The sequence below is a fragment of the Parvimonas pharyngis genome (assembly GCF_046569675.1).
Classification (GTDB): domain Bacteria; phylum Bacillota; class Clostridia; order Tissierellales; family Peptoniphilaceae; genus Parvimonas.
On record NZ_JBKICJ010000002.1, the window covers coordinates 300,966 to 324,991 of the forward strand.

At 28.7% G+C, this 24,026-nt stretch carries 24 protein-coding genes; 6 read left to right on the forward strand and 18 right to left on the reverse strand.

The window, feature by feature from the left end:
* The first annotated feature begins 92 nt into the window (after window positions 1-92).
* The gene (locus ACLGL0_RS03790) at window positions 93-1,031 is read left to right on the forward strand and encodes a phosphotransferase (RefSeq protein WP_411013681.1); all 939 of its coding nucleotides are present in this window, start codon (window positions 93-95) and stop codon (window positions 1,029-1,031) included.
* Between the two features lie 162 nt (window positions 1,032-1,193).
* On the opposite strand, the gene ACLGL0_RS03795 is transcribed toward ACLGL0_RS03790, so the two are convergent.
* The 7 genes from ACLGL0_RS03795 to ACLGL0_RS03825 form a co-directional block, all read right to left on the reverse strand.
* The gene (locus ACLGL0_RS03795; RefSeq protein WP_411013682.1) at window positions 1,194-3,185 is read right to left on the reverse strand and encodes an ABC transporter permease; all 1,992 of its coding nucleotides are present in this window, start codon (window positions 3,183-3,185) and stop codon (window positions 1,194-1,196) included.
* Entirely contained in the window at window positions 3,175-3,939 is a 765-nt protein-coding gene (locus ACLGL0_RS03800) for an ABC transporter ATP-binding protein (protein ID WP_411010391.1), read from the reverse strand. The genes ACLGL0_RS03795 and ACLGL0_RS03800 overlap by 11 nt, the downstream gene beginning before the upstream one ends.
* Before the next feature lie 142 nt (window positions 3,940-4,081).
* Window positions 4,082-4,741 (reverse strand): MmcQ/YjbR family DNA-binding protein, encoded by a 660-nt coding sequence (locus tag ACLGL0_RS03805; RefSeq protein ID WP_411013683.1) that lies wholly within the window; start codon window positions 4,739-4,741, stop codon window positions 4,082-4,084.
* Window positions 4,742-4,750: 9 nt separating this feature from the next.
* The gene (locus ACLGL0_RS03810) at window positions 4,751-5,356 is read right to left on the reverse strand and encodes a hypothetical protein (RefSeq protein ID WP_411013684.1); all 606 of its coding nucleotides are present in this window, start codon (window positions 5,354-5,356) and stop codon (window positions 4,751-4,753) included.
* 9 nt (window positions 5,357-5,365) lie between these two features.
* Window positions 5,366-6,172 carry a Fic family protein gene (locus ACLGL0_RS03815; RefSeq protein WP_411013685.1) on the reverse strand — a complete coding sequence of 269 codons (807 nt, stop codon included), beginning with the start codon at window positions 6,170-6,172 and terminating at the stop codon, window positions 5,366-5,368.
* A gap of 9 nt (window positions 6,173-6,181) precedes the next feature.
* Window positions 6,182-7,084: a sensor histidine kinase gene (locus ACLGL0_RS03820; protein ID WP_411013686.1), complete on the reverse strand. Its 903-nt coding sequence runs from the start codon at window positions 7,082-7,084 to the stop codon at window positions 6,182-6,184.
* A 2-nt stretch (window positions 7,085-7,086) separates the two neighbouring features.
* Entirely contained in the window at window positions 7,087-7,767 is a 681-nt protein-coding gene (locus tag ACLGL0_RS03825; RefSeq protein WP_313962227.1) for a response regulator transcription factor, read from the reverse strand.
* 142 nt (window positions 7,768-7,909) lie between these two features.
* Here ACLGL0_RS03825 and ACLGL0_RS03830 point away from each other — a divergent pair, with 142 nt between their 5' ends.
* Complete coding sequence (locus ACLGL0_RS03830) at window positions 7,910-8,380, forward strand: hypothetical protein (RefSeq protein ID WP_411013687.1); 471 nt, start codon at window positions 7,910-7,912, stop codon at window positions 8,378-8,380.
* 3 nt (window positions 8,381-8,383) lie between these two features.
* On the opposite strand, the gene ACLGL0_RS03835 is transcribed toward ACLGL0_RS03830, so the two are convergent.
* The 7 genes from ACLGL0_RS03835 to ACLGL0_RS03865 form a co-directional block, all read right to left on the reverse strand.
* Window positions 8,384-8,830, reverse strand: coding sequence for a GNAT family N-acetyltransferase (locus ACLGL0_RS03835; protein WP_411013688.1), 447 nt, complete (start codon window positions 8,828-8,830; stop codon window positions 8,384-8,386).
* 684 nt (window positions 8,831-9,514) lie between these two features.
* A complete protein-coding gene (gene pta, locus ACLGL0_RS03840) occupies window positions 9,515-10,489 on the reverse strand; it encodes a phosphate acetyltransferase (protein ID WP_411013689.1) in 975 nt (324 codons plus the stop codon).
* Window positions 10,490-10,497: 8 nt separating this feature from the next.
* Window positions 10,498-11,376, reverse strand: a complete 879-nt coding sequence (locus ACLGL0_RS03845) for a diacylglycerol/lipid kinase family protein (RefSeq protein WP_411013690.1) — start codon at window positions 11,374-11,376, stop codon at window positions 10,498-10,500.
* Window positions 11,376-11,873: a DUF4446 family protein gene (locus ACLGL0_RS03850; protein WP_411013691.1), complete on the reverse strand. Its 498-nt coding sequence runs from the start codon at window positions 11,871-11,873 to the stop codon at window positions 11,376-11,378. Before ACLGL0_RS03850 ends, ACLGL0_RS03845 begins: the two co-directional genes overlap by 1 nt.
* Window positions 11,873-13,021: an aminotransferase class V-fold PLP-dependent enzyme gene (locus ACLGL0_RS03855; protein WP_411013692.1), complete on the reverse strand. Its 1,149-nt coding sequence runs from the start codon at window positions 13,019-13,021 to the stop codon at window positions 11,873-11,875. Before ACLGL0_RS03855 ends, ACLGL0_RS03850 begins: the two co-directional genes overlap by 1 nt.
* Window position 13,022: 1 nt before the next feature.
* On the reverse strand, window positions 13,023-13,856 hold the full coding sequence (locus ACLGL0_RS03860) for a ParB/RepB/Spo0J family partition protein (RefSeq protein WP_411013693.1): 834 nt from the start codon (window positions 13,854-13,856) through the stop codon (window positions 13,023-13,025).
* Window positions 13,856-14,650: a ParA family protein gene (locus tag ACLGL0_RS03865; protein WP_411013694.1), complete on the reverse strand. Its 795-nt coding sequence runs from the start codon at window positions 14,648-14,650 to the stop codon at window positions 13,856-13,858. Before ACLGL0_RS03865 ends, ACLGL0_RS03860 begins: the two co-directional genes overlap by 1 nt.
* A 359-nt stretch (window positions 14,651-15,009) precedes the next feature.
* On the opposite strand from ACLGL0_RS03865, the gene ACLGL0_RS03870 reads away from it, so the two are divergent.
* Complete coding sequence (locus tag ACLGL0_RS03870) at window positions 15,010-16,350, forward strand: C40 family peptidase (protein WP_411013695.1); 1,341 nt, start codon at window positions 15,010-15,012, stop codon at window positions 16,348-16,350.
* Window positions 16,351-16,478: 128 nt separating this feature from the next.
* Here the strand turns inward: ACLGL0_RS03870 and rsmG are convergent, their stop codons facing one another.
* The 3 genes from rsmG to ACLGL0_RS03885 form a co-directional block, all read right to left on the reverse strand.
* Complete coding sequence (gene rsmG / locus ACLGL0_RS03875; protein ID WP_411013696.1) at window positions 16,479-17,192, reverse strand: 16S rRNA (guanine(527)-N(7))-methyltransferase RsmG; 714 nt, start codon at window positions 17,190-17,192, stop codon at window positions 16,479-16,481.
* Window positions 17,185-19,071, reverse strand: a complete 1,887-nt coding sequence (gene mnmG, locus ACLGL0_RS03880; RefSeq protein ID WP_411013697.1) for a tRNA uridine-5-carboxymethylaminomethyl(34) synthesis enzyme MnmG — start codon at window positions 19,069-19,071, stop codon at window positions 17,185-17,187. The genes rsmG and mnmG overlap by 8 nt, the downstream gene beginning before the upstream one ends.
* 550 nt (window positions 19,072-19,621) lie before the next feature.
* Window positions 19,622-20,173, reverse strand: coding sequence for a sigma-70 family RNA polymerase sigma factor (locus ACLGL0_RS03885; RefSeq protein WP_411013698.1), 552 nt, complete (start codon window positions 20,171-20,173; stop codon window positions 19,622-19,624).
* A 218-nt stretch (window positions 20,174-20,391) separates the two neighbouring features.
* Between ACLGL0_RS03885 and rpiB the strand changes: the two genes are divergently transcribed.
* From rpiB to ACLGL0_RS03900, 3 genes are read left to right on the forward strand one after another with little or no spacing between them, the layout of a single operon-like run.
* The gene (gene rpiB / locus ACLGL0_RS03890; RefSeq protein WP_233055856.1) at window positions 20,392-20,823 is read left to right on the forward strand and encodes a ribose 5-phosphate isomerase B; all 432 of its coding nucleotides are present in this window, start codon (window positions 20,392-20,394) and stop codon (window positions 20,821-20,823) included.
* Between the two features lie 8 nt (window positions 20,824-20,831).
* Complete coding sequence (locus ACLGL0_RS03895) at window positions 20,832-21,791, forward strand: NAD(P)H-dependent glycerol-3-phosphate dehydrogenase (RefSeq protein ID WP_411013699.1); 960 nt, start codon at window positions 20,832-20,834, stop codon at window positions 21,789-21,791.
* Between the two features lie 9 nt (window positions 21,792-21,800).
* Entirely contained in the window at window positions 21,801-22,229 is a 429-nt protein-coding gene (locus ACLGL0_RS03900; protein WP_411013700.1) for a hypothetical protein, read from the forward strand.
* Window positions 22,230-22,267: 38 nt separating this feature from the next.
* On the opposite strand, the gene ACLGL0_RS03905 is transcribed toward ACLGL0_RS03900, so the two are convergent.
* Window positions 22,268-23,425 carry a CD0519/CD1768 family membrane protein gene (locus ACLGL0_RS03905; protein ID WP_411013701.1) on the reverse strand — a complete coding sequence of 386 codons (1,158 nt, stop codon included), beginning with the start codon at window positions 23,423-23,425 and terminating at the stop codon, window positions 22,268-22,270.
* Window positions 23,426-24,026 lie beyond the last annotated feature (601 nt).

The window sequence follows — 24,026 nt, forward strand, 5'->3', positions numbered from 1 at the left end:
TTTTTTAATTTTTTAGTCTATTTTCGTAAAAAATTTGATTTTATAAAAATATTAATATATAATGTTAAAGATAGATTTTAAAAGGAGTAGTTATGAATAAAGTAGATTTAGAAGTTTTAAAAAGTATATACAAGGATATAGAAAATTCACATTTAGAAGCAATCTCAATCATTTGTGAAGCACTCAATGTTTCAGAAGATAAAATTGAAAAAATTGAAATTTTAAAAAAGGGAATGACAAATAATTCATTTATTTTTACAGTAAATAATGTTAGATATATTTTGAGAATTCCAGGCGAAGGAACATCTGAACTTATTGATAGAGTTCAAGAAGCAGAAGTTTATTCTCTTATAAAAGATAAAAATATTTGTGATGATTTAATATATATTAATGCTGAAAATGGATATAAAATTACAAAATTTATTGAAAATTCAAGAAATTGTGATGATAAAAACAATGATGACCTAAGAATTTGTATGGAAAAAATTAAAGAGTTACATTCATTAGGTTTAGAAGTAGGACATGAATTTGACGTATTTGAAAAAATTGATTTTTATGAATCATTATGGAAAAACAAAAACTCAATTTATCCAGATTATAAAGAAGTAAAAGCAAATATTTTTTCCTTAAGAGATTTCATAGAAAAAAACAGAAAGCCAAAATGCTTAACACATATTGATGCAAACTGTGATAACTTCTTAATCTCACCAGACGGATCTCTTCGTTTAATCGACTGGGAATATGCGTCAATGCAAGATCCAGATATTGATATTGCAATGTTCTGTATATATTCACTTTATGATAAAGAACAAATTGACAATTTAATTGGTATTTATTTCAACGGACAAGTTGATGAAGTTACAAAATATAAAATTTATGCTTATGTAGCATCTTGTGGACTACTTTGGAGCAACTGGTGTGAATACAAATTAGACTTTGGCATTCATTTTGGCGAATATGCCACAAAACAATATGAATACGCAAGAGATTATTATAAAATAGTTAAAGAATGGCTAGATAAAAATAGATAAAAAAATCACTGTAAAAACAGTGATTTTTTTTTATTGTGAAACAACAAGGTTCCCGGGCACCCACCCGATGCAAAGCATCGTGGAAGGGTGGGGTTCTTATTGTGGAACAACAAGGTTCCCGGGTACCCACCCGATGCAAAGCATCGTGGAAGGGTGGGGTTCTTATTTAATAATCTTATAGTAAACTCTTGAAGTTATTGAGTAGATTATAAAGTAAATTACTGAAAAGCCCAGTACAATTGTCGCAAAACTCATTGCAAAAACTCTTATACTTTGGAATCCAAGTCCTCCAAGTATATTGTATAGGATTGGAAAGGCGAATAATGAGTGAATTGTTGCTACAACAAGTGGTAGGAAAAATATCCACAGTATCTGTACTCTTAAACTCTTTTTGATAATCGAGTCAGGAAGTCCTACATTTTTCATTATCTGATAATTTTGTTTATCTTCAAAGCCCTCGGAAATTTGCTTATAATATGTGATTAGTACAGTTCCCGTTATGAAAATAAATGCAACTACCATTCCAAAAAACAATAGACCACCATTTAATTCATAAGCGAAAGCATCAACTTCAGCTTTTGAACTATATGAACCACTAGATATTTTATTTGTTTCAGCAAATAAGTTATAATCTTTTTGTAATCTTGTATAAAAAGTTTCTTTATCAGTAGAATCTAAATCAAAATTAAATTCTAGAAAATATTCTATCAGATTGTCTTCTATATCTGGAGTATATTCTTCTAACATTTTAATAAAAATTTCGTTATCTTTTACAATAATTATCATCCCATCAGCAGCTATATTTCTAGGATATAAGTCTTTTACTTTGACTAATTTGTAATTTTTCCCAGCAAATTCCATAGAGTCATAATTTTTAAGATTTTTTGAGTTAGTGGAATATAACACCTCATCATCATTAAGGGTGTAATTTGTATTGTTGTTTTTATTAAAATCTTCCAATGTTTCAATGATTAAAAATGATGCTAATTCACTTCTTTTACCTAAAGGAGTAATTTTTCCATTTTCATTTATTACAGGATTCATCTTAGTCTTTTTGACTGTTAAATTTTTAATTTTTTCATCTTCTTTTAATATTTTATTTAAAAGTTTTAAAATCTCATTTTTTCTTTCTTCACCATTTTCAAGTATATCTTTATTATTTCCCGTTACTGAGAATGATAAATAGAAGTCTTTTGGATGAATAGAATTTGTAAAATCTTTTATACTAGAATTTATAGTTAATGTTGTAGCTAGAGTAACTATAATTGAAGTTGAAAGAAGTGTAATGCTTGCAAGAGAAACAGCATTTGATTTCATTCTGTATAACATTCCTGATATAGAAAGGAAATGTTTTGCTTTGTAATATAAATTTCTATTTCTTTTTAATAATTTTAAAACTAAAATACTAAAAGCTATAAATATAAGATAAGTTCCAATTATTACAGCAAAAACTGCAGGAAAAAATCTACCAAAACTTTTAATACTTCCTTTTGATGTAATCGAAAGATAGTACCCTACACAAAGAATTATAAATCCTAAAGTTCCAAGGATAAACTTACTTTTAGGTTCTCCCTCCGCCTTTTTTTGTTTTGAAAGGAGTTCTATAGGAGTTGATTTTCCAATCTTAAATACCATTGTTAAATATATTAATACAAATATGATACCTAAGAAAATTAAAGTTAATATTGCAGAAGAACTTGAAAAATTATAGTCCATTATCTTTGCAGTCATATTTTTAGTTATTCTATTAAGTAGAATAAAAGCCAATTTTCCAAGAACAAATCCTCCTGTTATTGAAAAGAAACTAACTGTCAAAAAGTTTAGGATATATTCTATTGAAATAATTTTAGCAATATGCTTTTTCTCTAAACCTAGAATTCCATATAGAGCAAATTCCTTATTTCTCCTCTTAGCCAAAAAGCTATTGGCATATATGATAAATATAAATGTGAATATTCCAACTATAAAAATTCCAAACTGTATAAGCATTGCTATATATTCGTGATTTTTTTCGATATAATGATTTTGTCCAAGGGAAGCCATTACAAAAAATAGAGTTCCCATAATACTACTTGCTATTAAAAATGGAGTTAAAAGCAAAGCATTTGCCTTCATATTTTTAAAAGCAAATTTAGAAGCCATTTTACTTTTCATAGTTATTCACCCCGTTTAACATGATTTGAGCTTGATTTATTTTTTCTGCAAAAGTTAAGTTGTCATCACTACCTTTGTATATTTCGTGATAAACTCTACCGTCTTTTATGAAAATTACCCTTTTTGCAAAAGCAGCGCATTTTACAGAGTGAGTAACCATTAAAACTGTTTGTCCGCTGTTATTTATATCGCAGAAAGTTTTCATAACTATATCAGCAGATTTTGAGTCCAATGCTCCTGTAGGTTCATCTGCAAGAAGTAAATCAGGTTTAGTTATAATTGCTCTAGCGATTGCAACTCTTTGTTTTTGTCCACCTGAAACTTGGTAAGGATATTTATCCAAAATATCACTTATCTTCAAAATAGGAGCAATCTCCCCTACTTTTTCATTCATTACTGCCGGTTTAATATCCGATAAAACAAGTGGAAGATAAATATTGTCTCTGTTTGAAAAAGAGTCCAATAAATTAAAATCTTGGAAAACAAATCCCAATTTTTCACGTCTAAAACTTGCAACCTCTGAATTGCTTAATGAATTTACATCCTTGCCTCCAATAAAAACTGATCCTTCAGTTGCCTTATCCAATGTTGCTATTATATTTAAAAGAGTAGTTTTACCACTTCCTGATTCTCCCATAACTGCAATAAATTCTCCTTTTTCAACAGAAAAATTTACATCTTTAAGAGCTTCAGTCTTTACACGTCCCATTCCTCCATAAATCTTTTTTAAATTTCTAACATCTAATATATTCATAATTACCTCCAAAAAATATTATTTTCGTTTACAATAATATTTTAGCAAAAATTTTTAAGACAAACATTTATCTAATATTACAAAAACAAAAATAACCTTACAATTTTGTAAGGTTATTGAAATGTTAGGTATGAAATTTCCATTAGTCTTTCGCTTTTTCAACTAATTTAAAACTCTCATCAATTAAGCTCTTAACCAAATTCAAATCCACATCTGAATCCAAAACAATTGAAATCCAGTATTTTTTATTCATATGGTAGGCAGGGAAAAAATGCTTTTTATCAATCAGACTTTCTATAAGTTCAGGATTAAGTTTTACATTTAAAACATCTATCTTTCCATTTTTATCTAATCCCAAAGTCTTATAAGGAATATACATAAAAATCCCATACCATTTTTTAGTATTTGGTGTTTTTATTGTCGCATGGTTATTATCTTCCCAAGGTTCTTCAGGAATTGTTTCGTATTTTTCCTTGACATAGTCTAGTAATAATTTTCTATAATCCAAAGATGTAAAACAGCTATTTACAATATCCTCAATAAGTTCATTAACTTTTTTTCTAATTTTTGAAACGAATTTACCTTTGCTGTCTGAAACATTGAATAAAATATATTCCTCATTAAAAGGTAATTCAATAACTTGTACTTCAAAGGACTCTTTTCCTATTTTAATAATCGCATTAAAATTTTCCACATCAATATTTGACTGTAAAATATAAAAATCCCCAATCTTCGAAAAACCGTATTTAATTGCCAGTTTAGAATTAAAAATATTTTTATCAAATATTTCATTATAAAACATAATTTTCTCCTAATCTATATTAAAATAGCTATCACAAAAATCAATCCACAAATTTTTATAATCACTATGAGATACAAGTTCTAAGTCTTTTATAGTAAAGATATTTCTTTTCTTTGCCTGAGAAACAAAGTAGTTGGTGTCGTTGTCAAATTCAGTTTCTATGGCAAGTACATTTTTAAAATTTTTTAAAAAAGCAATAAATAGCCTTGTATGTCCATCAACGCAGATATATCCGTCATCTGATTTTACAACTTGAATTACAATATCCTTAGAATTTTTAATAAAATTTTCTAGTGCATTTACTTTATCTTCATCAATATAAAATTGAGATGGTTGAATTTTATCAACTTCTAAAGTTAAAACCGGCTTCTTTTCAAAAGAAATAATTTTTTTATTATTCTCATCAAAAAAATTTAATATATGTGGAGAATAATATCTAAAATACTCAATAAGTTTTTTAAAATTTTCTCTATTTTTTCCTCTAACTAAGGCACTGTCACTAGAAATTATTTCAATTTCATAAGGTTCTTCGTCAATTAAAAATGCTCCTCTTTGTTTTAAAACAATTTGTGAAAATAAGGGATTATTGTATTCTGTAACTCTTTTAATTTCCATTTGTTTTTCCTATATATGCAAATCTCTATTTTTTAATATATTTTTTTCACCAAGTAATAAATTTCTTAAAAATTTTTCTAAAAATTCTGTAGTCTCAAAAACACCATTTTTTAAATCATTGTAATTTGCTCTGACCAATGCATTTCTAAAATACCAAGAGTATTCTGAAAATAATTCATTTCCAACTTCAAAGCCAAGAGTTTTAAGATATTTTATAAAGAAAACAGCAGTTGTTCTTGTATTTCCCTCTGCAAAAGGATGAATTTGCCATAGTCTTGAAACAAAAATAGCTAAATGTTTTATTATCTCATCCATATTCAAATTTTTGTAATTAAAGTTTTTTTCTTGAGATAAATCATATTCTAGAGTTTTAAAAAGTTCGCTAAAACTTCCATAAGTTACACTTTTTTCATTTAAAATCCATTCTTTTTTCGTGATATTATAATCTCTTATTTGCCCTGCATGAGAGTAAATCCCTTTAAATAGTCTGTAGTGAATGGATAAATATTCATTTGGTGTAAAAGAAAAAGCAGGTTCTGTAATAATTCTTGTAATTCGTAAAGCTACTTCATCAGCTTCCTTGTTTCTATCTTCGTTTCTGCTAGGTTTTTCCTCATAATAAGCAGTAATCATTTTTTCAGCTTGCTCCAAGGATATTTCTCCCTCAATATTTTGTTTCGCAGTTTCAATTAAATATTTTGAAGGCTTAATTCCGTCAACATCTTGGAGTCCGATACCGATACTCCAAGCATAAGCTTTTTCTTTTTTTTCAGGTTCTGTATGTTTAATATATTCTTCAAAAATATCTTTTTCCATAATTTTCTCCTAATCTATATTAAAATAGACTTTTACACTTGTTCCTTCGTCTAATTTTGATTCCAATTTAACTTTTTGTCCGAGTTTATCCAAAATTTGTTTAACTAAAAATAGCCCTATTCCCGTTGATTTTTGATTTTGTCTTCCATTAAAGCCTGAATATCCCTTATCAAAAATTTTCGGCAAATCTGATTCTTTAATCCCGATACCGTTGTCTTTTATTTCTAGAAAATTTTCTTTTTCATTAAAAGTTATTGAAACAATGCCATTTTTTGTATATTTTATTGCATTTGATAATAGCTGTTCAATTACTACCATACACCATTTGCTGTCTGTAATTACTTTTACATTTAGCTTTTTGTATTCAAGTTTTATATTGTTTGAAATAAAGAGAATTGCATATTTTTTGATTAAAGGGTTAATAATATCGTCTAAATTCACAAGTGAAATGTCCATATCCGTATTGTGTTTTGACATTTTAAGATAGCTTAGAGCCATATTTGTATAGTCTTCAATATAAATCAATTCTTTTTTTATATTTTTTATATTTTCATTTTCAATATCGCCATCGCAGATTAATTTACCTGCGGTTATTGGTGTCTTTATCTGATGAATCCAAATTAAAAAATACTCTTGTAATTCTTTTTCTTTTTCTAAAAAGTCATTTCTTAATTTCAAATTAGTTTCTTCAAGCTCTAGTATCTGATTTTTTAGTTTTTCCTCTTTTTTATTTAGAAAAGTCATAAATACAAGATATACCATATAAAAAAAAGCCACTATTTCAAAGGCTAAGAAGTAACTTTCAAAGCTTAAATTCATAAGTAAAAAAACAATCAAAAATACTGATAATATAAAAATTGTTGTTACCGTTACAGGCAAAATTTTTGAAATATAATTTTTAAATTTATCCATTTTTACTCCGTTTTAGAATTTAGATAATATCCACTTCCCTTTTTGGTTTGGATAAAATCATTAAGTTTAATATCTGCAAATTTCTTTCTAAGTCTTGTTATATTGACCGCCAAAGTATTATCGTCAATATAATCATCTCCATGCCAACATTTTTCCATAATTGACTCCCTTGAAGCAACTCCGCCTTTAGCTTTAAAAAGAGTTTCTAAAATCGTCGTTTCCGTATTTGTAAGTGAAATCTCGTTGCCATTATATTTCACTTTATTCTTATCCATATATAAAAATACATTTGCAAAACTTAAAAATTCAAAGTCCTTTGTAAAATCATAGCTTCTTCTTAATATTGCTTTAATTTTTGCCAAAGTTACATTCAAATCTATCGGCTTAGTTATATAGTCGTCAGCTCCGAATTGAATACCCATTACAATATCGATATTTTCACTCTTTGAAGAAATGAAAATAATTGGAACATTTGAATGTTTACGAATTTCCTCACACCAAAAATAACCATTATTATATGGCAACATAATATCCATTAAAACTAAATGTGGTTGGTATTCTACAAATTCTTCGACTATTTGATTGAAATTTGAAATCCCCTTTACTTCATAATTCCAAAGTAAAAGCTCCTTTTTCAACATTTCAAATATATTTTCATCATCTTCGACAATTAAAATTTTCAAAAATATCACTCCCTTGAGTATTTTATCGTAAAATTAAATTTCTTTAAATAAGTATAGCATAATTATAATTTAAAATATAGTCAACTAAAAGTAAATATGGTAGAATTAATATAGTAAAAGATTGAATTATAAGGAGAAAAAAATGAAAAATAAATCTAGAATATATTTAGCAATTTTTAGTTTAATGCTTTTTTTATGTTTAGGAATATTTAGCTTATATACTGCTTTATCTGCTGAATATTACGGAATTTTTAAATATTTAATTGTAGCTATTTTAATTATATCTTACATTATTCTAGCATATATGATTTTTACTAGAATTATTTTTAAAATAAAATTTCCTGATGAAATTATTTGTTATTTTGATAGAGATAAATTATACACTTCAAATCATTTGTTTCCAATTGATACAGATAAAATTGTAGGTGTAAAAATTATATCTACTTCTAATTATAGAAGTAATCGTGCTTATAAGGTGTCTATTAAATTAAAAGCTAGATTTTTTAGATATACTTTCGTTATTGGACATGTTTCAAAGGATAAAGAGCAAAAAAAATATGACTATTTTTTAAAGGAATTAAAAAAACGTCATATTGATTATGAAATAAAATAAATTTTACAATACAAATTTATAGATACATTTATGAGTTTCATTGTCGTCTATTCTCATATCATTATCATCGGGTAACTCAAAGATGCCTAAAAACTCACCATTTAAATATTCACATATTTTATTAGAAGCATGATTATCAGGATTAGCTGTTATATATAAATAATCCATATCATGCTTTTTTGCTAGTTCAAAAAGGAGTTTACAGGCTTTTGCTGAATAGTGATGACCTCTGTGTTTTTCCTCAATTGTATATCCTATATTTCCGCCATAGAAAAGTCCTTCATTATTTCCAATTCTCAAATCACATTTCCCCATTTTATTCCCTTTTAAGTCGCATATATAAAAGCTATATGTAGGAACCCGATTAATAGCTAAATTTCCAGGATAAAATTTATCTAAAACTAATTGTATTTCATCATTTTGTAAAAAAGAAGTATCCAAGCATTCCATAAACTCACCTCCAAAATAATTTAAGATATTTTACCAAATTTTAAATAAAAACTCAACTTTTTAAAATAAGTATTTACTTTATGTTGATTGGAATTTGATTTTGATGTATCTGTGATACATTTACTTTTGCTAAAGCAAAAGTATGAGATCTCCAGAGCAATTGTATCTGATGATACAATTACCCCGTCAGACCTAGTATTGTTTTTCAAGTTTATAGAGAGTAAAAAATGTTTTACGTCATAGCACTTTGAAAAGCAAAACTTCTCAGCACGTCATCTCGAGCGTAGTCGAGAGATCTCAACTATTGCTTGTTTACAAGCAATAGTATTTCTGAAAGAAATAAAAAATTTCTATATGTATCTACGATACATTCACTTATGCTTGTATACAAGCATAAGTGTGAGATTTCTCCACTACGTTACACTCCGGTCGAAATGACGTATAGAGAACAATCTTCGATTTTTAGCCAGACGTTAAAAGTAAATAAACATCAAAAATACTTTATACATAATTATATAAATACATGTTATATCAAATAAACTAATTCACGTCATAGTACTTTGAGGAGAAACACTCCCAACACATCATCTCGACCGTAGTCAATCTAGCTATACATTTCTTCCCTAATTCCCCCACAAAAAAACAAAACCATTTCGGTTTTGTTTTTCTATTTTATATTTAATTTTATTGAAGACTTTGTGCAGCGGTAATTACTGCTAATTTGTAAACATCTTCTTCGTTACATCCTCTTGAAAGGTCTGAAATAGGTTTATTAAGTCCTTGTAGGATTGGGCCTATTGCTTCAAAACCTCCAAGTCTTTGTGCTATTTTATATCCGATATTTCCTGATTGTAAATCTGGGAAGATAAATACATTTGCATGTCCTGCAACTTTTGAGCCTTTTGCCTTTTGTTCTCCGACTGATGGAACTATTGCAGCATCAAATTGTAATTCTCCATCTAATGCTAAATCTGGAGCTAATTCCTTAGCGATTTGTGTAGCATCAACAACTTTTTGAGACAATTCATGTTTTGCAGAGCCTTTTGTTGAGAAGCTTAGCATAGCAACTTTTGGATCTATTCCAAATATTTCAGCAGTTTTTGCTGTTTCAACAGCTATTTCTGCTAATTCCTTTGCTTCTAAAGTAATATTTATCGCTATGTCGGCAAAAACATATCTTTCGCCATTTTTACCTAGCATTACCATTGCCCCACTTGTTCTTGAAACATTTGGTTTAGTTTTTACGATTTGTAGAGCTGGTCTTACTGTATCTCCTGTTGAGTGTACAGCTCCACTTACCATTCCGTCAGCTTTTCCAACTTGTACCATCATTGTTCCATAGTAGTTTACATCTTTTAAGAATATTTCAGCTTCTTCTTTTGTGTTTTTACCTTTTCTACGTTCTACAAATTTTTCAACTAATTCATCAAAATCTTCTGCTTTTAAAGGATCAATTATTTCTAAATCATCAATACAAACATTTAATTCCTTTGCAGTTTTTTTGATTTCTTCTATGTTTCCCAAAACAATAGGAGTAACTAATCCATCTTTTTTTAATCTAACACAAGCTCCTAAAACTCTCTTGTCTTCACCTTCAGGAAATACAATTCTTTTATTTGTTCCTTTGATTTTTCCTGTTAATTCTTCAAAAATATTCATAATACCCCCTACATTATTAATTTAACTTGTTTATCACTAATTTTAAATTCAACTTCATCAATTCCAGACATATATTCTCCGTCAAAGTTAATTTCAATATTCTTTGAAATTATTTTAATTTTCTTTGCTTTGAAATATGACGTTATATCTTCTTTAACATGAGTTGCATTTATAATAGTTTTTATCTTTTTTATTATATCAAATTTTGATTTATACTTAATCGCACAAATATCTAATAGTCCGTCTTTCATATCAGCAGATGGCAATATATTAATTTTACCGCCATATTTACTTCCGATTCCTACTGCGATTAAGAAATAGTCGTCTTCATATTCAACATCATCAACTATAATTTTGTATCTCTTTCTTTTATGATGAATTAAAGCTAAAGCTATTCCAATTTTGTAGGCAAGACCACTTTTAATAATCTTTTTGACTTTTATAGCATATTCATTAACTTCCGCATCAAAGCCTACGGATGCAATATTGAAAAATGATTTATCCAAAAATGTTCCATAGTCAATTAATGTTGTATTTCCTTTTATAATCTTTTCCATACAGATTACAAAGTTAGTAGTTTCGCCGAGACTGTTAAAATAGTCATTTGCAGTACCAGCAGGAATTACACCAAGTTTTAAGTTATTTCTTACAGCTACATCTCCAACTTCAGCAATTGTTCCATCTCCACCAACTGCAATTAATTCAGTAAATCCATCTCTAACGGCTTTCTCTGCAATTAAAATGGCTTCTCCCTCTATAGAAGTACATTTTATATCATACTCAAAATTTAGATTAATACCTTTAAGGTATTCTTCAATACCTTCTTTATAGTCAAATTTTTTAAATCCAGAAGCATTTGGATTTAAAATAAACATTAATTTTCTCATTATTTTTCTAGAGCCATCCTTAGAGCTTCATACTCTTCTTTAGATAATTCTTGGTTTACAATACCAGCATTTACTTCTTTTGCATAAGTTATACAACTTTCTCTACCATAAATAGTAGTTAATAATAGACCGTTATTAAAACCATCTAATATTGCTATTGTATAAGATAATTTATTTTTAAGGTCGTGGAAAGCATCATACTTTACAAAACCAATTTTTTGAAATGTAAAAGCAAACTTACTTTTTGTAGTTTTAATTTCAGATTCAAGTTCATTTACCTTTTTTTCCATCTCAAAAATATCTGTTGAATGAGCTTGTATAAGCTCTCCCATATTCAATTCTCCCCTACCTCTTAAAAGCATATCGTATTTTTTCTTTTGAAGACTTAGCTTTCTATTTATTTGACTGAATTGATAAGAGATAAATAATAAGACAAATAACACTAATATTAAAAATATTCCTGAATGAGAATTTAAAAATTCAAATATTGCACTCACTATTTTTTATTCCTTTCTATTATATTTAATAAAGCTTCGACAGTTTTGTCTATTTCTTCTAATGTATTGTAATATCCAAAACTAAATCTAATAGCGCCTAGTTCCTCAGTACCCATTGTCTTATGAGCAAGAGGAGCACAGTGAAAACCAGGTCTTGTATAAATATCAAACTCATCACTTAATATATAAGAAATTTCAGAGCTATCCATATCTTTTACATTTAAACTCACAACAGCACCTTGTCTATCGTCAAGAGTACCATAAAGAATTACATCTTCATTGTCTTTTAAAAGTTCTATAAAATGATTTTTTAAACTCATTTCGTGATTTCTTATATTCTCAAGTCCAACTTCATTAATAAAGTCTATTCCTTTACCTAAAGCTATAATACCAACACCATTAGGAGTACCACTTTCTAAACTGTCAGGATATAAATCTGGTTGATCAATACTATGTGAATAACTACCAGTTCCTCCTTCTTTTAATGGCTTAACTATAATTCCTTCCTTTATATATAGAGCACCTGTTCCCATTGGACCAAAAAGAGCTTTATGTCCTGGAAAAGCTAGTAAATCAATATTCATTTCTTGAACATCAATATCTAATACTCCGATTGATTGAGAAGCATCTACAAGATAAAGTATATTATTTTCCTTACAGAAATCCCCTATTGCCTTAATATCAACTATAGTTCCAAATACATTAGACATATGTGTTGTTACAATCATCTTAGTATTAGGAGTTAAGGCTTCGAAAATCTTTTGTGGGTCTATATATCCCTTATCATCAGCATATACAATACTTAATTCTATCTTACCGTCTTTTCTTAATTTATTAAGTGGTCTTAAAACAGAATTATGCTCCATTGAAGTAGTAATTACATGGTCTCCTTCTTCTAATACACCTTTAATCGCCAAATTTAAGCTATCAGTTGCATTAAAAGTAAATATTACATTAAGAACTTCTGTTCCATTTATTAATTTACATATCTTTTCTCTAGTTTCGTAAATTTCTAAATCCATTTTCATAGCAAGTTTATGTCCACTACGTCCAGGATTACCAGCATAACCTAAAGAACATTCCATTATTTTGTCTGTTACTACCTTAGGTTTAGGAAAAGTTGTTGCGCCATTATCTAGATAAATCATATTAATTCTCCAAATTATAAATGTTCATTAAAGAATCTATTATTCTTTGTAAATCAGCTTCATTTAAGTAGCTAATCTCTATTTGTCCACCTTTTTTCTTTTCGTTAATCTTAACCTTAGCATCTAAAACTTCAGTTAATCTCTCACAAATATCCTTTATAAAGATATCTTCTGTCTTATTTTTGCTTTGTTTTGCTTTTTTTTCAACATCTCTTATATTTACTTCTTTTACTAATAGCTTATCAAGATATTTATTTCTTTCTTCATCAGTTTCTAAAGAAAGTAATGTTCTTCCCTGACTTGGACTTAATTCTCCACGAATCAAATACTCTTTAATATGGTCAGAAAGATTTAAAAGTCTTAGATTATTAGCAATATATGATCTACTCTTTCCAATTATATCAGAAAGCTCTTGTTGAGTAAGTTTATATTCTTCCATTAGAGTTTTAAGCGAAATAGCTTCTTCAATAGGATTTAAGTCCTCTCTTTGAATATTTTCAACTAATGCAAGTTCTCTCGCCTTTCTATCAGTAACATTTTTAACAACAACTGGAACTTTTTCAAGTCCTGCAAGCTTTGAAGCTCTAAATCTTCTTTCACCTGCAATAATTTCGTATTTATCATCAACCTTTCTAACAACAATTGGTTGAATTACTCCGTCTGCTTTAATGGAATTAGCTAATTCCTTTAAACTATCATCATCAAAACTCTTTCTCGGTTGATCTTCTCTAGCCATTAACTTATCTAAATCAACAGTTAATAAATTTTCATCAGTAATAAAGTCTTCATCTCTTAAAAGAGATCCTAGACCTCTGCCTAGTCCTTTTTTCTTCATTATTTTCTCCTATTCTTTATTAATTCTTTAGCTAAAGATAAATAAGCAATAGCTCCTTTTGAATTTTTATCATAATATATTATACTTTCTCCGAAACTTGGCGCTTCTGCAAGTCTTATATTTCTAGGGATAACTGTATCAAATAGTTTATCCTTAAAATAATTCTCTGTTTCGTTCTTTACGTCCTCAGATAAATTATTTCTAGAATCATACATTGTTAGTAATACCCCTTCTATTTCTAATTCTGGATTTAAACCCTTCCTTATTATATTAACCGTATTCATAAGTTGACTAACGCCCTCTAAGGCATAGTACTCACATTGTATAGGAATCAACACACTATGTGATGATACTAGAGAGTTTATACTAAGCACACTTAATGATGGCGGACAGTCTATAATTATGAAATCATAATTCTCAGGAATTTTAGACAATTCTTCCTTTAATAGATATTCTTTTTTATCTACACTTAAAAGTTCAATTTCTAGACCACACAAATCAGCATTAGCTGGAATTAAATCAACATTCTTTGATTTAGTCTGAATAATAGTGTCTTTTATTTCTTTCTCGTGAGTTAAAACATCATAAATAGTTACCTCTGGCTCTTCTACTCCTAAACCTGAAGTAGAATTACCTTGAGGATCCATATCTATAACTAATACCTTCTTTTTATTAAAACCTAAAGCAGAAGCAAGATTTACAACTGTTGTTGTTTTGCCTACGCCACCCTTTTGGTTAAACACAGAGATTACTCTCATTTCCTTTTTCTTTTTAAAAGCATCAAAAATCTTCATAATATTTCCTTTGTTTTTATATTTTTCTTCTATTTATATATAATATATATAATTATAACATAAAATTAGTTAAAAATTTTAAAAACATATAATTATTTTTTTTACAAATTCATTATATTTCTTTTTTTATATAAAATGTTTCACGTGAAACAATACATAAATATAAATTTTATGTTTCACGTGAAACATAGCTTTAAAATTTTTTTGTTTCACGTGAAACATTTAATAAAAAAATTCTTCTTGTAACCTATTTGTAACTTTTTGTAATATTTTTGTAAACTTTTGTAATTTTTTTGTAACTTTTTGTTGACTTTTTTCAATAGGTAGTGTAAAATATGTCTATAAGTTAGGAGGTAGTTATGAAAATTAAAAAAGTTTTGACAACTTCTATGTTATGCGCGTTAGTTTGTACTGCATTGCCAGTAGCAAGTACATATGCCGATGAGACTGAAAAAGTAGAAGTAAAAATTCATAGTACAAATATTGAGGAAATAAATAATTTTTTAGTTAGCAGTTCAACTCTAGTAGTAGAAACTCCTTCCGTTGTTGAATTAAAAAAATTATCAGATGATCAAGATATATATTCACTAGTTACAGAAGAAGATACATTAATGCCAGAATTAGAAGAAAATGCTTTCTATATTAAAGAATCTGTAGAAGCTAAACTTGCATTAACTGATTCTGAGGGAGAAACTGTTAAACTTCAAAAAGGTTCAATCGTTAAAGTTGAAATGACTGGAGATAAGATGGCAACTGTCACAGTTGATGGTAAAGTTTTATCTGTTGATGTTGCATTATTAACTAAAGAAGTAGTTGAACCAGAAAAGACAGAAAAAGAAATTAAAGCAGAAGAAGAAAAAGTAGCATCAGAAAATAAAGCCGCTGAAGATAAAAAGGCTGAAGAAGAAAAGAAAGCTGCAGAACAAAAGAAAGCAGAAGAAGAAAGAGTAGCTGCTGAAAAGAAAGCTGCTGAAGAAAGAAAAGCTGCTGAAAAGAAAGCGGAAGAAGAAAGAGTAGCTGCTGAAAAGAAAGCTGCAGAACAAAAGAAAGCTGCTGCTGCAAAGAAAGTTACACTTTATGCAACAGAAAACTTAAATGTTAGATCTGACCAATCAGCTACATCATCTAAACTTGGTATTTTATCAAAAGGTGAAAAAGTTACTGGTATTGATAAAGGTGAATGGGTAGAATTTACATTTAATGGAAAGACTGGATATGTAATTAAATCATACCTTTCAGCAACTAAACCAGCTGCTGAACAACCAAAAGCTAATAATAATTCAGGAAATTCAACTCCTGCTAAGACTGAAAAACAATCATATAGTTCTGATATAGATAAAGTTATTGATTTAGCATTAGCTCAAGTTGGTAAACCATACATTTGGGCATCTGCTAATCCAAATATCGGATTTGACTGTTCAGGTTTAGTATATTATGTGTATAAACAAGTTGGAATCAGCTTAAATAGAACATCATATACTCAAATTAATAACGGTATAAGTGTAGATTCAAAAGACTTAAGAAAAGGTGACTTAGTATTCTTTAACAACGGTGGAGGAAGAATCAGCCACGTTGGTATCTACATCGGAAACAACCAGTTCGTACACGCATCAAGCCCAGGAACAGGTGTTATCGTAAGTAAACTTTTCGGAAGTTATTTTGGAAATACTTATGTAGGAGCAAGAAGAATAGTTAAATAGTTCATTAAAATTTAAGACGGTTATAACAACCGTCTTTTTTTTATTGTGAAACAAAATAATTAATAATATTTCACATAAAACATAGGGGATTGAAACAAAAAAAGAAGGCTTTTAGCCTTCTTTACTTTTTATAATGGTTTTTTCTTTATTTGTCCCATATTTCTTGGGAAATTATCAGGTGTTTTTCCTGTCTTTTTGATTATTAAAATATTTCTTTCTGAGATTTCACCATTTTGTTCAATCTTGAAATTTACAACTTTTTCTAATTTGCAATTTAATCTTTTAAAAGCGTTTTTTGAATCTTCTACTTCTTCAAGATATGATGGGCCTTTCATTGCTAGAAATAATCCATTAACCTTTAAAAATGGAATTGTAAATTCCAAAAGTAAAGATAGGGAAGCTACTGCTCTTGAGCTAACTATATCAAAGCTTTCTCTAAAGCCTTCTTTTCTTCCGACTTCTTCTGCACGTCCATGAATTGCCTTTATATCTTTTAATTTCAAATCATCAATTACTATATTTAAAAACTTTATTCTCTTATTTAAACTATCTAGCATTGTAACTTTAAGATTTTCATTATATAGTTTAAGTGGAATAGCAGGGAAACCTGCACCAGTTCCAACATCTAATACAGTTTTATCATCATCAAAAAATCCCGTTTTTGTAAGTAATAGACAATCTAAAAAATGTTTTGTATTCATAGCATCTTCATCAGTAATTGCTGTTAAATTTATTTTTTCATTCCATTCTAGGATTAATTTTCTGTAAATTTCAAACTTTTCTATAGCAATATCACTTAAATTGATACTTTCTTTTTGTGTTAAATTTTTTAAATTATCCATTTTTTCTCCTTTGAGTTTCAAGGTGGATTAGCAAAACATTTATATCTGCAGGGCTTACACCAGAAATTCTACTAGCTTGACCAACTGTTTCAGGTCTAAATTTTGAAAGTTTTTGTACTGCTTCAATTCTAAGACCTGATAGGGAATTATAGTCAATATTTTCAAGTTTCTTATTTTCAAGCTTTTTAAATGCTTCGATTTGTTGGCTTTGTTTTTCTATATATCCTTCATATTTAATCATTGTTTGAACTTGTAATTTAATCTCTCTATCCAAAGGCTCACGAGTTTCATCTAAGTCTTTAAGCATTTCGTAGTCAAGCTCAGGTCTTTTGATTAAATCATAAAGACTAACTGCTGTTTTTAACTTCATACTACCTAGTTCTTCCAAAGCATTATTTGTATTTTCCTTTGGTGTTAGGATAGTGGACTTTAATCTTTCAATTTCATTTTCTATCAAAGTCTTTTTATTTAAACATTTTTCATAACGTTCTTTTGTTGCTAAACCTACATTATAGCTCTTTTCTGTAAGTCTTAAATCAGCATTATCTTGTCTTAGTGATAGTCTATATTCAGTTCTTGAAGTCATCATTCTATAAGGTTCATCAGTACCTTTTGTAATTAAATCATCAATTAAAACTCCAATATATGCATCACTTCTTGTAAGAACAAATGGCTCTTTTCCTAAGATATTCATTGATGCATTTATACCCGCGATAATGCCTTGACTTCCTGCTTCTTCATATCCTGAGCTACCATTGATTTGACCGGCAAAGAATAGATTTTTAATATCCTTATGCTCCAAAGTTGCTCTTAAAATAGTTGGATCAATACAGTCATACTCAATACCATAAGCAGGACGCATAATTTTAACATTTTCAAGACCTAAAATACTCTTATACATTTCTTTTTGAACTTCGAGAGGTAGGGTAGAACTAACACCTTGAACATACATTTCCAAAGTATCTAGGCCTTCAGGTTCTATAAAAACTTGATGTTCATCTTTTTCATTGAAACGAACAATTTTATCCTCGATAGAAGGGCAATATCTAGGACCTACACCATTTACAATTCCAGCATACATTGGACTTCTATGAAGATTTTTTTCAATAATTTGTTTTGTTTCTAAAGTTGTATAGGTTAAGAAACAATCCTCCTTGTGATTTCCAATATCTTTACCTTCATTCATAAAAGAGAAAGGAATTATATTATCATCACCTTTTTGAACTTCCATTTTTGAAAAATCAATGGAATTTCTATGAACTCTTGCAGGAGTTCCTGTCTTAAAACGTCTAAGAGGAATACCTAAGTTTTTTAAACTCTCACTTAAATAAGTTGAGCATTTCCAATTGTTAGGACCACTTTCATAACAATTTTCTCCCATTAAAATCATGGATTTAAGATAAGTTCCAGTACAGATTATTACTGCTTTTGAAGGAAATACTTCATTTGAAGTAGTCAAAACACCTGTTACAATATTATTTTCAGTTAAAATTTCTTTAACTTCAGTTTGAATTAAATCTAAATTTTTTTCATTTTCTAAAACTTTTTTCATTTCAGTATGATACATCTTTTTATCAGCCTGAACACGTAAACTATGAACAGCAGGACCTTTTGAAGTATTCAACATTCTTGATTGAATAAAGGTTTTATCAATATTTATCGCCATTTCGCCACCAAGAGCATCAATCTCACGAACTAAATGGCCTTTACCAGTACCACCAATATTTGGATTACATGGCATATCTGCAACAGAATCCATACTGATAGTAAGAATTGCAGTTTTAAGTCCAAGTCTAGCGCTTGCAAGACCTGCTTCACAACCGGCATGACCTGCACCAATTACTACAACATCATATTTTTCATCTATAAAATTAGTCATTTTTTCTCCTTATTAAAAATCTACACAAATATACATATTATATTTTACCACAAAATTATAAAAAATCCATAAAAATATACAAAAAAAGAACTCAAAGAGTCCTTTTTGAATTTGTATTTATGAAATATGGGGAGTATTTGATGTATCTACGATACATTTACTTTTGCTAAAGCAAAAGTATGAGATTTCCGCAGTCGATTGTACTCAAATCAAAGATTTGAACAACCTTTGCGTCAGACCTACTTTTGTTTACAAGTAAACAAAGTTAGGGCTAGATTCACTAGGCTTACGCTACAGTCGAAATGACGTATAAGGTTTAATACTTTGTTTTATTGCTTAACGTTAAAAGGAGATAGACTTCAATAATTAATAAAAAAGTATTTTCAAAAAAATACTTCACGTCATAGCACCAAGAAGTGTAAAGCCCCCAACACGTCATCTTGAGCGTAGTCGAAAGATCTCAACTATTGCTTGGGTACAAGCAATAGTATTTCTGAAAGAAATAAAAAATATAATTTCTATATGTATCTAAGATACATAAATCTAAACACTACTCCTTAATATCTATCCCGTTTTCTATAAACTTATCTTTTAATTTTTTCTTCGCTATTTTATAATACTCCTTAACTGTATCTTCCTTAATTTTCATTCTTTCTGCAATTTCTTTATTCTTTAAGTTCTCATAAAATTTATACTCTATAACCTCTTTTTGCTTTTGGGGGAGAGTGGACACAATTTCTCTTACCTTTTTATTTATTTCATTTGTTTCAATATCTTTTTGAATATCAGTATTTTCATCAACAATTAATTCTAAAACTTCAATTGTTTCATCATCTTTTGTTTGATAAATTTTAGTATATGTTTTTTCGTTCTCCAATTTTCTTTTAAAAAATTTTTGCATATAAAAATATTTTAGTTGATATTTTAAATAACATTCAAGTGAAACTTTTCCGCCACCCTTATAGCTTTCTAAAAGTTCTAAAATTTTAACAACTCCGTCTTGATACGCATCTTCATAGCTTATGTAATTTGCGAAATACTTTTTTATACTCGATTTTATCAAAGGGCTAAAGTTTTTTATGATTTTCTCCTTATCGTACATCTTTCCTCCTGATATGACTAGACATGACGGTATTTTGCGTTGTTGGGTTAAGTTTTTTATTTAGTGATATCATTATACTACTTTTTTAACTTCAAGTCAATTAATAAGTTACATAAATTAATATAATTTTTATATAGTATCTTTATAAGTTACTACTTGACTATACTTTGGAAATATATTATTATTAGTTATATTGAATAGCAAATAAGGAGACTATTATGAAAATTATAATTGGGAATGACCACTCAGCTGTTGAGATGAAAAATGAACTTGTAAAATTTTTAGAAGAAATGGGACATGAAGTTATAAATGTAGGAACAGATGAAACTACAAGTGTAGATTATCCAGTTTTTGGAAAAGCTGTTTGCAAAAAAGTTTTAGAAAACGAAAACTCTTTGGGAATAGCAATCTGTGGAACTGGAATCGGAATTTCAATAGCTTGTAATAAGGTTAAAGGAATTCGTGCAGGACTATGTAGCGAAAGTTTTTCTGCTAGAATGACAAGAAAACATAATAATGCAAATGTTCTTTGTTTAGGAGCAAGAGTTACTGGAATTGAACTTGCAAAAGATATTGTAAAAACTTTTATTGAAGAGGACTTTGAAGGAGGTCGTCATCAAAAAAGAATTGATATGTTGGAAGAAAATTAGGAGATTTTATGAAAATAGCTGTTATAGGTTGTGGAAGATGGGGTAGTTTCATAGCTTGGTATTTAGATAAGATAGGAAATGAAGTTTCCTTATATGGTAGAGAAGCTTCAGAAAAAATGAAAAGTTTTTTAGCAAATAGAAAAAATGATTTTCTTGAACTTCCTATGTCCATTACTTTAACAACTGATATAAATGATGTTTTTAATAAAGATTTAATAATTATTTCAGTTGGAACTCAAAGTTTAAGAGAATTACTAAATGAAAATAAAGAAATTTTTAAAGAGAAAAATATTCCAATCATACTTTGTATGAAGGGAATAGAAATAAAGACGGGCTTTACACCTACGAAAATAGTAAAAGACATACTAGGAGAAAGCTATTCTTGTGGTGCTTGGATTGGACCAGGACATGTTCAAGACTTTACAAATGGAATACCAAATTGTATGGTAATAGATTCTGATGATAGGGAATTAGTAAAAAGATTAGTTGATGCTTTTTCAAGTAATTTAATTAGATTTTACTATGGAACAGATCTTTTAGGAAATGAAATTGGAGCAGCTTCAAAAAATGTAATAGGAATTGCTGCTGGTATGCTTGATGGCTTTAATTTAAGCTCATTAAAAGGAGCTTTGATGTCAAGAGGAACTAGAGAAATTGCAAGACTTATTGAAAAAATGGGGGGAGACAAAAGCTGTGCTTACGGACTTTGTCATCTTGGAGATTATGAAGCAACAGTATTTTCTGAATTTAGCAATAATAGGAAATTTGGAGAAAAATTCGTAAAAGGTGAAAAATTTGAAAAACTAGCAGAGGGTTATTATACAACAAAAGCATTAATGGACTTATCCGAAAAATACGATGTAGAATTACCGATCACAAATGCAGTTTACGAAATAACATATAATAAAAAAGATCCAAAAGAAATTTTGGACAATCTTTTCAAAAGAAGTATAAAAATGGAATTTTAAGGAGAGACTATGTTACCTTTGATATTATTACCTTTATTTTTTTGTGTCTTTAATATATACAGAAGACTTACATGCTTAATAAAAGTAAAGTTTACAAAATACACATTCATATCTCTAATTTTTGCATTAGTATTTATGCTATTTGTAGCATATAGATATAAAAATGATATTGCGGGTTACCTTTTAGCACTTTCTTGGTGGCTTGCATTCTTTACAAGTATTATGAGTGCTGGAATAAGTGAAATGGGAATAGTTCATCCATGGCAATTAGTTGGAAAACTCTACAAATGGGATAGAATAAGAAGTTTCTCAATAGAAAATAAAGGAAATACCGTAATGATAAATTTTAAGATATTTAGAGATTTAAGACAAGAATACGACAAAAGCGATTTAGAACAAATCAAAAAAATTGCTAAAAAGAATAAATTGATAAAATAAAAAAGGAGTGAATTTCACTCCTTTAATTTTTTCTTTAATTAGAATAAATGGAATAACATATATAAAAGGTGAGCTGCAACACCTGCTACTAATCCACCAATTGTGTGGCTGATTAATGCTTTTCCAGTTGCTTCTTTTGTTCCAAGTGCATCCATCATTGCGATATGAGTTGAGATATATCCACTCCAACACATACAAATTGCAGTAAATACTGCTATGTCATTTCCAGAAACTTTTCCTGCTGCTGCCATTTTTGCAACTGTACCGATTGCTGCTCCTGTTGAACCTAATGCTGTTATAGGAACTGCAATTGCTTCTGGTGAGCTGAAACCAAATAATGGGCTAAGGATGAAAGATAATTTTCCGCCTATCCAAGGAAGAACGCCAACACCTTCGTTAGCTGCTCCTGTATATCCATTTGCTCCAGGTCCATTTGTAAGGATAATAACTAATGTACAGATGATTACAACACCTGGGATGATTGAAAGACCCATATCAACCCCAACTTTTCCTCCGTCAAGAATTGATTGAATAAATCTTCCTCCAGCGCTTCCTTCTCTAACTGGTCTAGAATTTTCTGGAATTTCAACTTTTGATCTAACTTCAACAAATTCAGTTGTTCCATACATTTTTTTAGTTGCATGAATCATAAGTCTAACAGATACGATACTACCAATAATAGCTCCTAAGTTACCAATTAAAGCACTTGTAACAGCGCCTTCTACATTAAGTCCCATCATAGAAGTTGTAGTAATAAGTCCCATACCAAAAGCAGTTCCTAAGTTTGTAAGAGCTGGCATTTGATATTTTTTGAAATAACGTCTAAAGTTATCATCATGTGCTAATGTTAAAATAGCTGGGTTATCAGATAGGTAGCAGTTAAGCATACCTAATGAAGATGCTCCTGGTAAGTCATAAATAGGATGCATAACTTTTGATAAAAGTTTATTTACAAGTGCTATTACTCCGAATTCAGAGAATAAACCTGAAATTGCTCCTGCTAAAACGGCAATCGCCATTAAATAAAGACATACATTTAAAAGTAGATCAAAACCTGTATTCATCATAGTTTTAATCATGTTTATTCCACCCATTTTGCTACCAATTGAGATGAAAAATGCTAAGAATAAACCAATACATAGGAAGTTTTCCAATCCAATATCTTTTTTGAATCTTCCAATATTCTTTTCTTCCAATTCAATATACCTCCGATCAATAATACTGAGCTTATTTTATCACAAAAGATATAAAAAAACAATGGAAAAAAACAGTTTTTTATAAGTTTATTAGTAAAATTAATTAAAAATATTTTTATCTATTATTTTTATTTATATATAGGTCATTAGTAAACTTTTTGATAGCTTATTTACCTTTAACGTTAAGCTACTAAACGAGAGAACTTTCCTTATACGTCATTTAGACCAGAACGAAAAAAGTAAATGGAGTGAATATAGTACTAACTTTGCTTGTTTATATTTCCTTAATTGATGTATCTTCGATACATTTACATTTGCTTGAATACAAGCAAATGTATGAGATCTCTCCACTACACTCAGCTTTGCTTCGTTTCGGTCGAGATGACGTGCTGAGAGCTTTTCTTTGCAAAGTACAATGACGTGAATTATTTTATTCTATTGCCTATCTTTTTAAATAAAATTATATAATTTTTTATTATATTTTTTCTACTACATTTATAAAAATAATTTGATGTTTATTTACTTTTAACGTCTGGCTACTAAACGAAGCTATTTACTTATACGTCATCTCGACTGTAGCGTAAGCGGAATGGAGAGATCT

Coding starts and splice junctions, on each gene's coding strand:
- ACLGL0_RS03790 (WP_411013681.1), top strand. CDS start 93: ATGAATAAAGTAGATTTAGAAGTTTTAAAAAGTATATACAAGGATATA.
- ACLGL0_RS03795 (WP_411013682.1), bottom strand. CDS start 3,185: ATGAAAAGTAAAATGGCTTCTAAATTTGCTTTTAAAAATATGAAGGCA.
- ACLGL0_RS03800 (WP_411010391.1), bottom strand. CDS start 3,939: ATGAATATATTAGATGTTAGAAATTTAAAAAAGATTTATGGAGGAATG.
- ACLGL0_RS03805 (WP_411013683.1), bottom strand. CDS start 4,741: ATGTTTTATAATGAAATATTTGATAAAAATATTTTTAATTCTAAACTG.
- ACLGL0_RS03810 (WP_411013684.1), bottom strand. CDS start 5,356: ATGGAAATTAAAAGAGTTACAGAATACAATAATCCCTTATTTTCACAA.
- ACLGL0_RS03815 (WP_411013685.1), bottom strand. CDS start 6,172: ATGGAAAAAGATATTTTTGAAGAATATATTAAACATACAGAACCTGAA.
- ACLGL0_RS03820 (WP_411013686.1), bottom strand. CDS start 7,084: ATGGATAAATTTAAAAATTATATTTCAAAAATTTTGCCTGTAACGGTA.
- ACLGL0_RS03830 (WP_411013687.1), top strand. CDS start 7,910: ATGAAAAATAAATCTAGAATATATTTAGCAATTTTTAGTTTAATGCTT.
- ACLGL0_RS03835 (WP_411013688.1), bottom strand. CDS start 8,830: ATGGAATGCTTGGATACTTCTTTTTTACAAAATGATGAAATACAATTA.
- pta (WP_411013689.1), bottom strand. CDS start 10,489: ATGAATATTTTTGAAGAATTAACAGGAAAAATCAAAGGAACAAATAAA.
- ACLGL0_RS03845 (WP_411013690.1), bottom strand. CDS start 11,376: ATGAGAAAATTAATGTTTATTTTAAATCCAAATGCTTCTGGATTTAAA.
- ACLGL0_RS03855 (WP_411013692.1), bottom strand. CDS start 13,021: ATGATTTATCTAGATAATGGCGCAACAACTTTTCCTAAACCTAAGGTA.
- ACLGL0_RS03860 (WP_411013693.1), bottom strand. CDS start 13,856: ATGAAGAAAAAAGGACTAGGCAGAGGTCTAGGATCTCTTTTAAGAGAT.
- ACLGL0_RS03865 (WP_411013694.1), bottom strand. CDS start 14,650: ATGAAGATTTTTGATGCTTTTAAAAAGAAAAAGGAAATGAGAGTAATC.
- ACLGL0_RS03870 (WP_411013695.1), top strand. CDS start 15,010: ATGAAAATTAAAAAAGTTTTGACAACTTCTATGTTATGCGCGTTAGTT.
- rsmG (WP_411013696.1), bottom strand. CDS start 17,192: ATGGATAATTTAAAAAATTTAACACAAAAAGAAAGTATCAATTTAAGT.
- mnmG (WP_411013697.1), bottom strand. CDS start 19,071: ATGACTAATTTTATAGATGAAAAATATGATGTTGTAGTAATTGGTGCA.
- ACLGL0_RS03885 (WP_411013698.1), bottom strand. CDS start 20,173: ATGTACGATAAGGAGAAAATCATAAAAAACTTTAGCCCTTTGATAAAA.
- rpiB (WP_233055856.1), top strand. CDS start 20,392: ATGAAAATTATAATTGGGAATGACCACTCAGCTGTTGAGATGAAAAAT.
- ACLGL0_RS03895 (WP_411013699.1), top strand. CDS start 20,832: ATGAAAATAGCTGTTATAGGTTGTGGAAGATGGGGTAGTTTCATAGCT.
- ACLGL0_RS03900 (WP_411013700.1), top strand. CDS start 21,801: ATGTTACCTTTGATATTATTACCTTTATTTTTTTGTGTCTTTAATATA.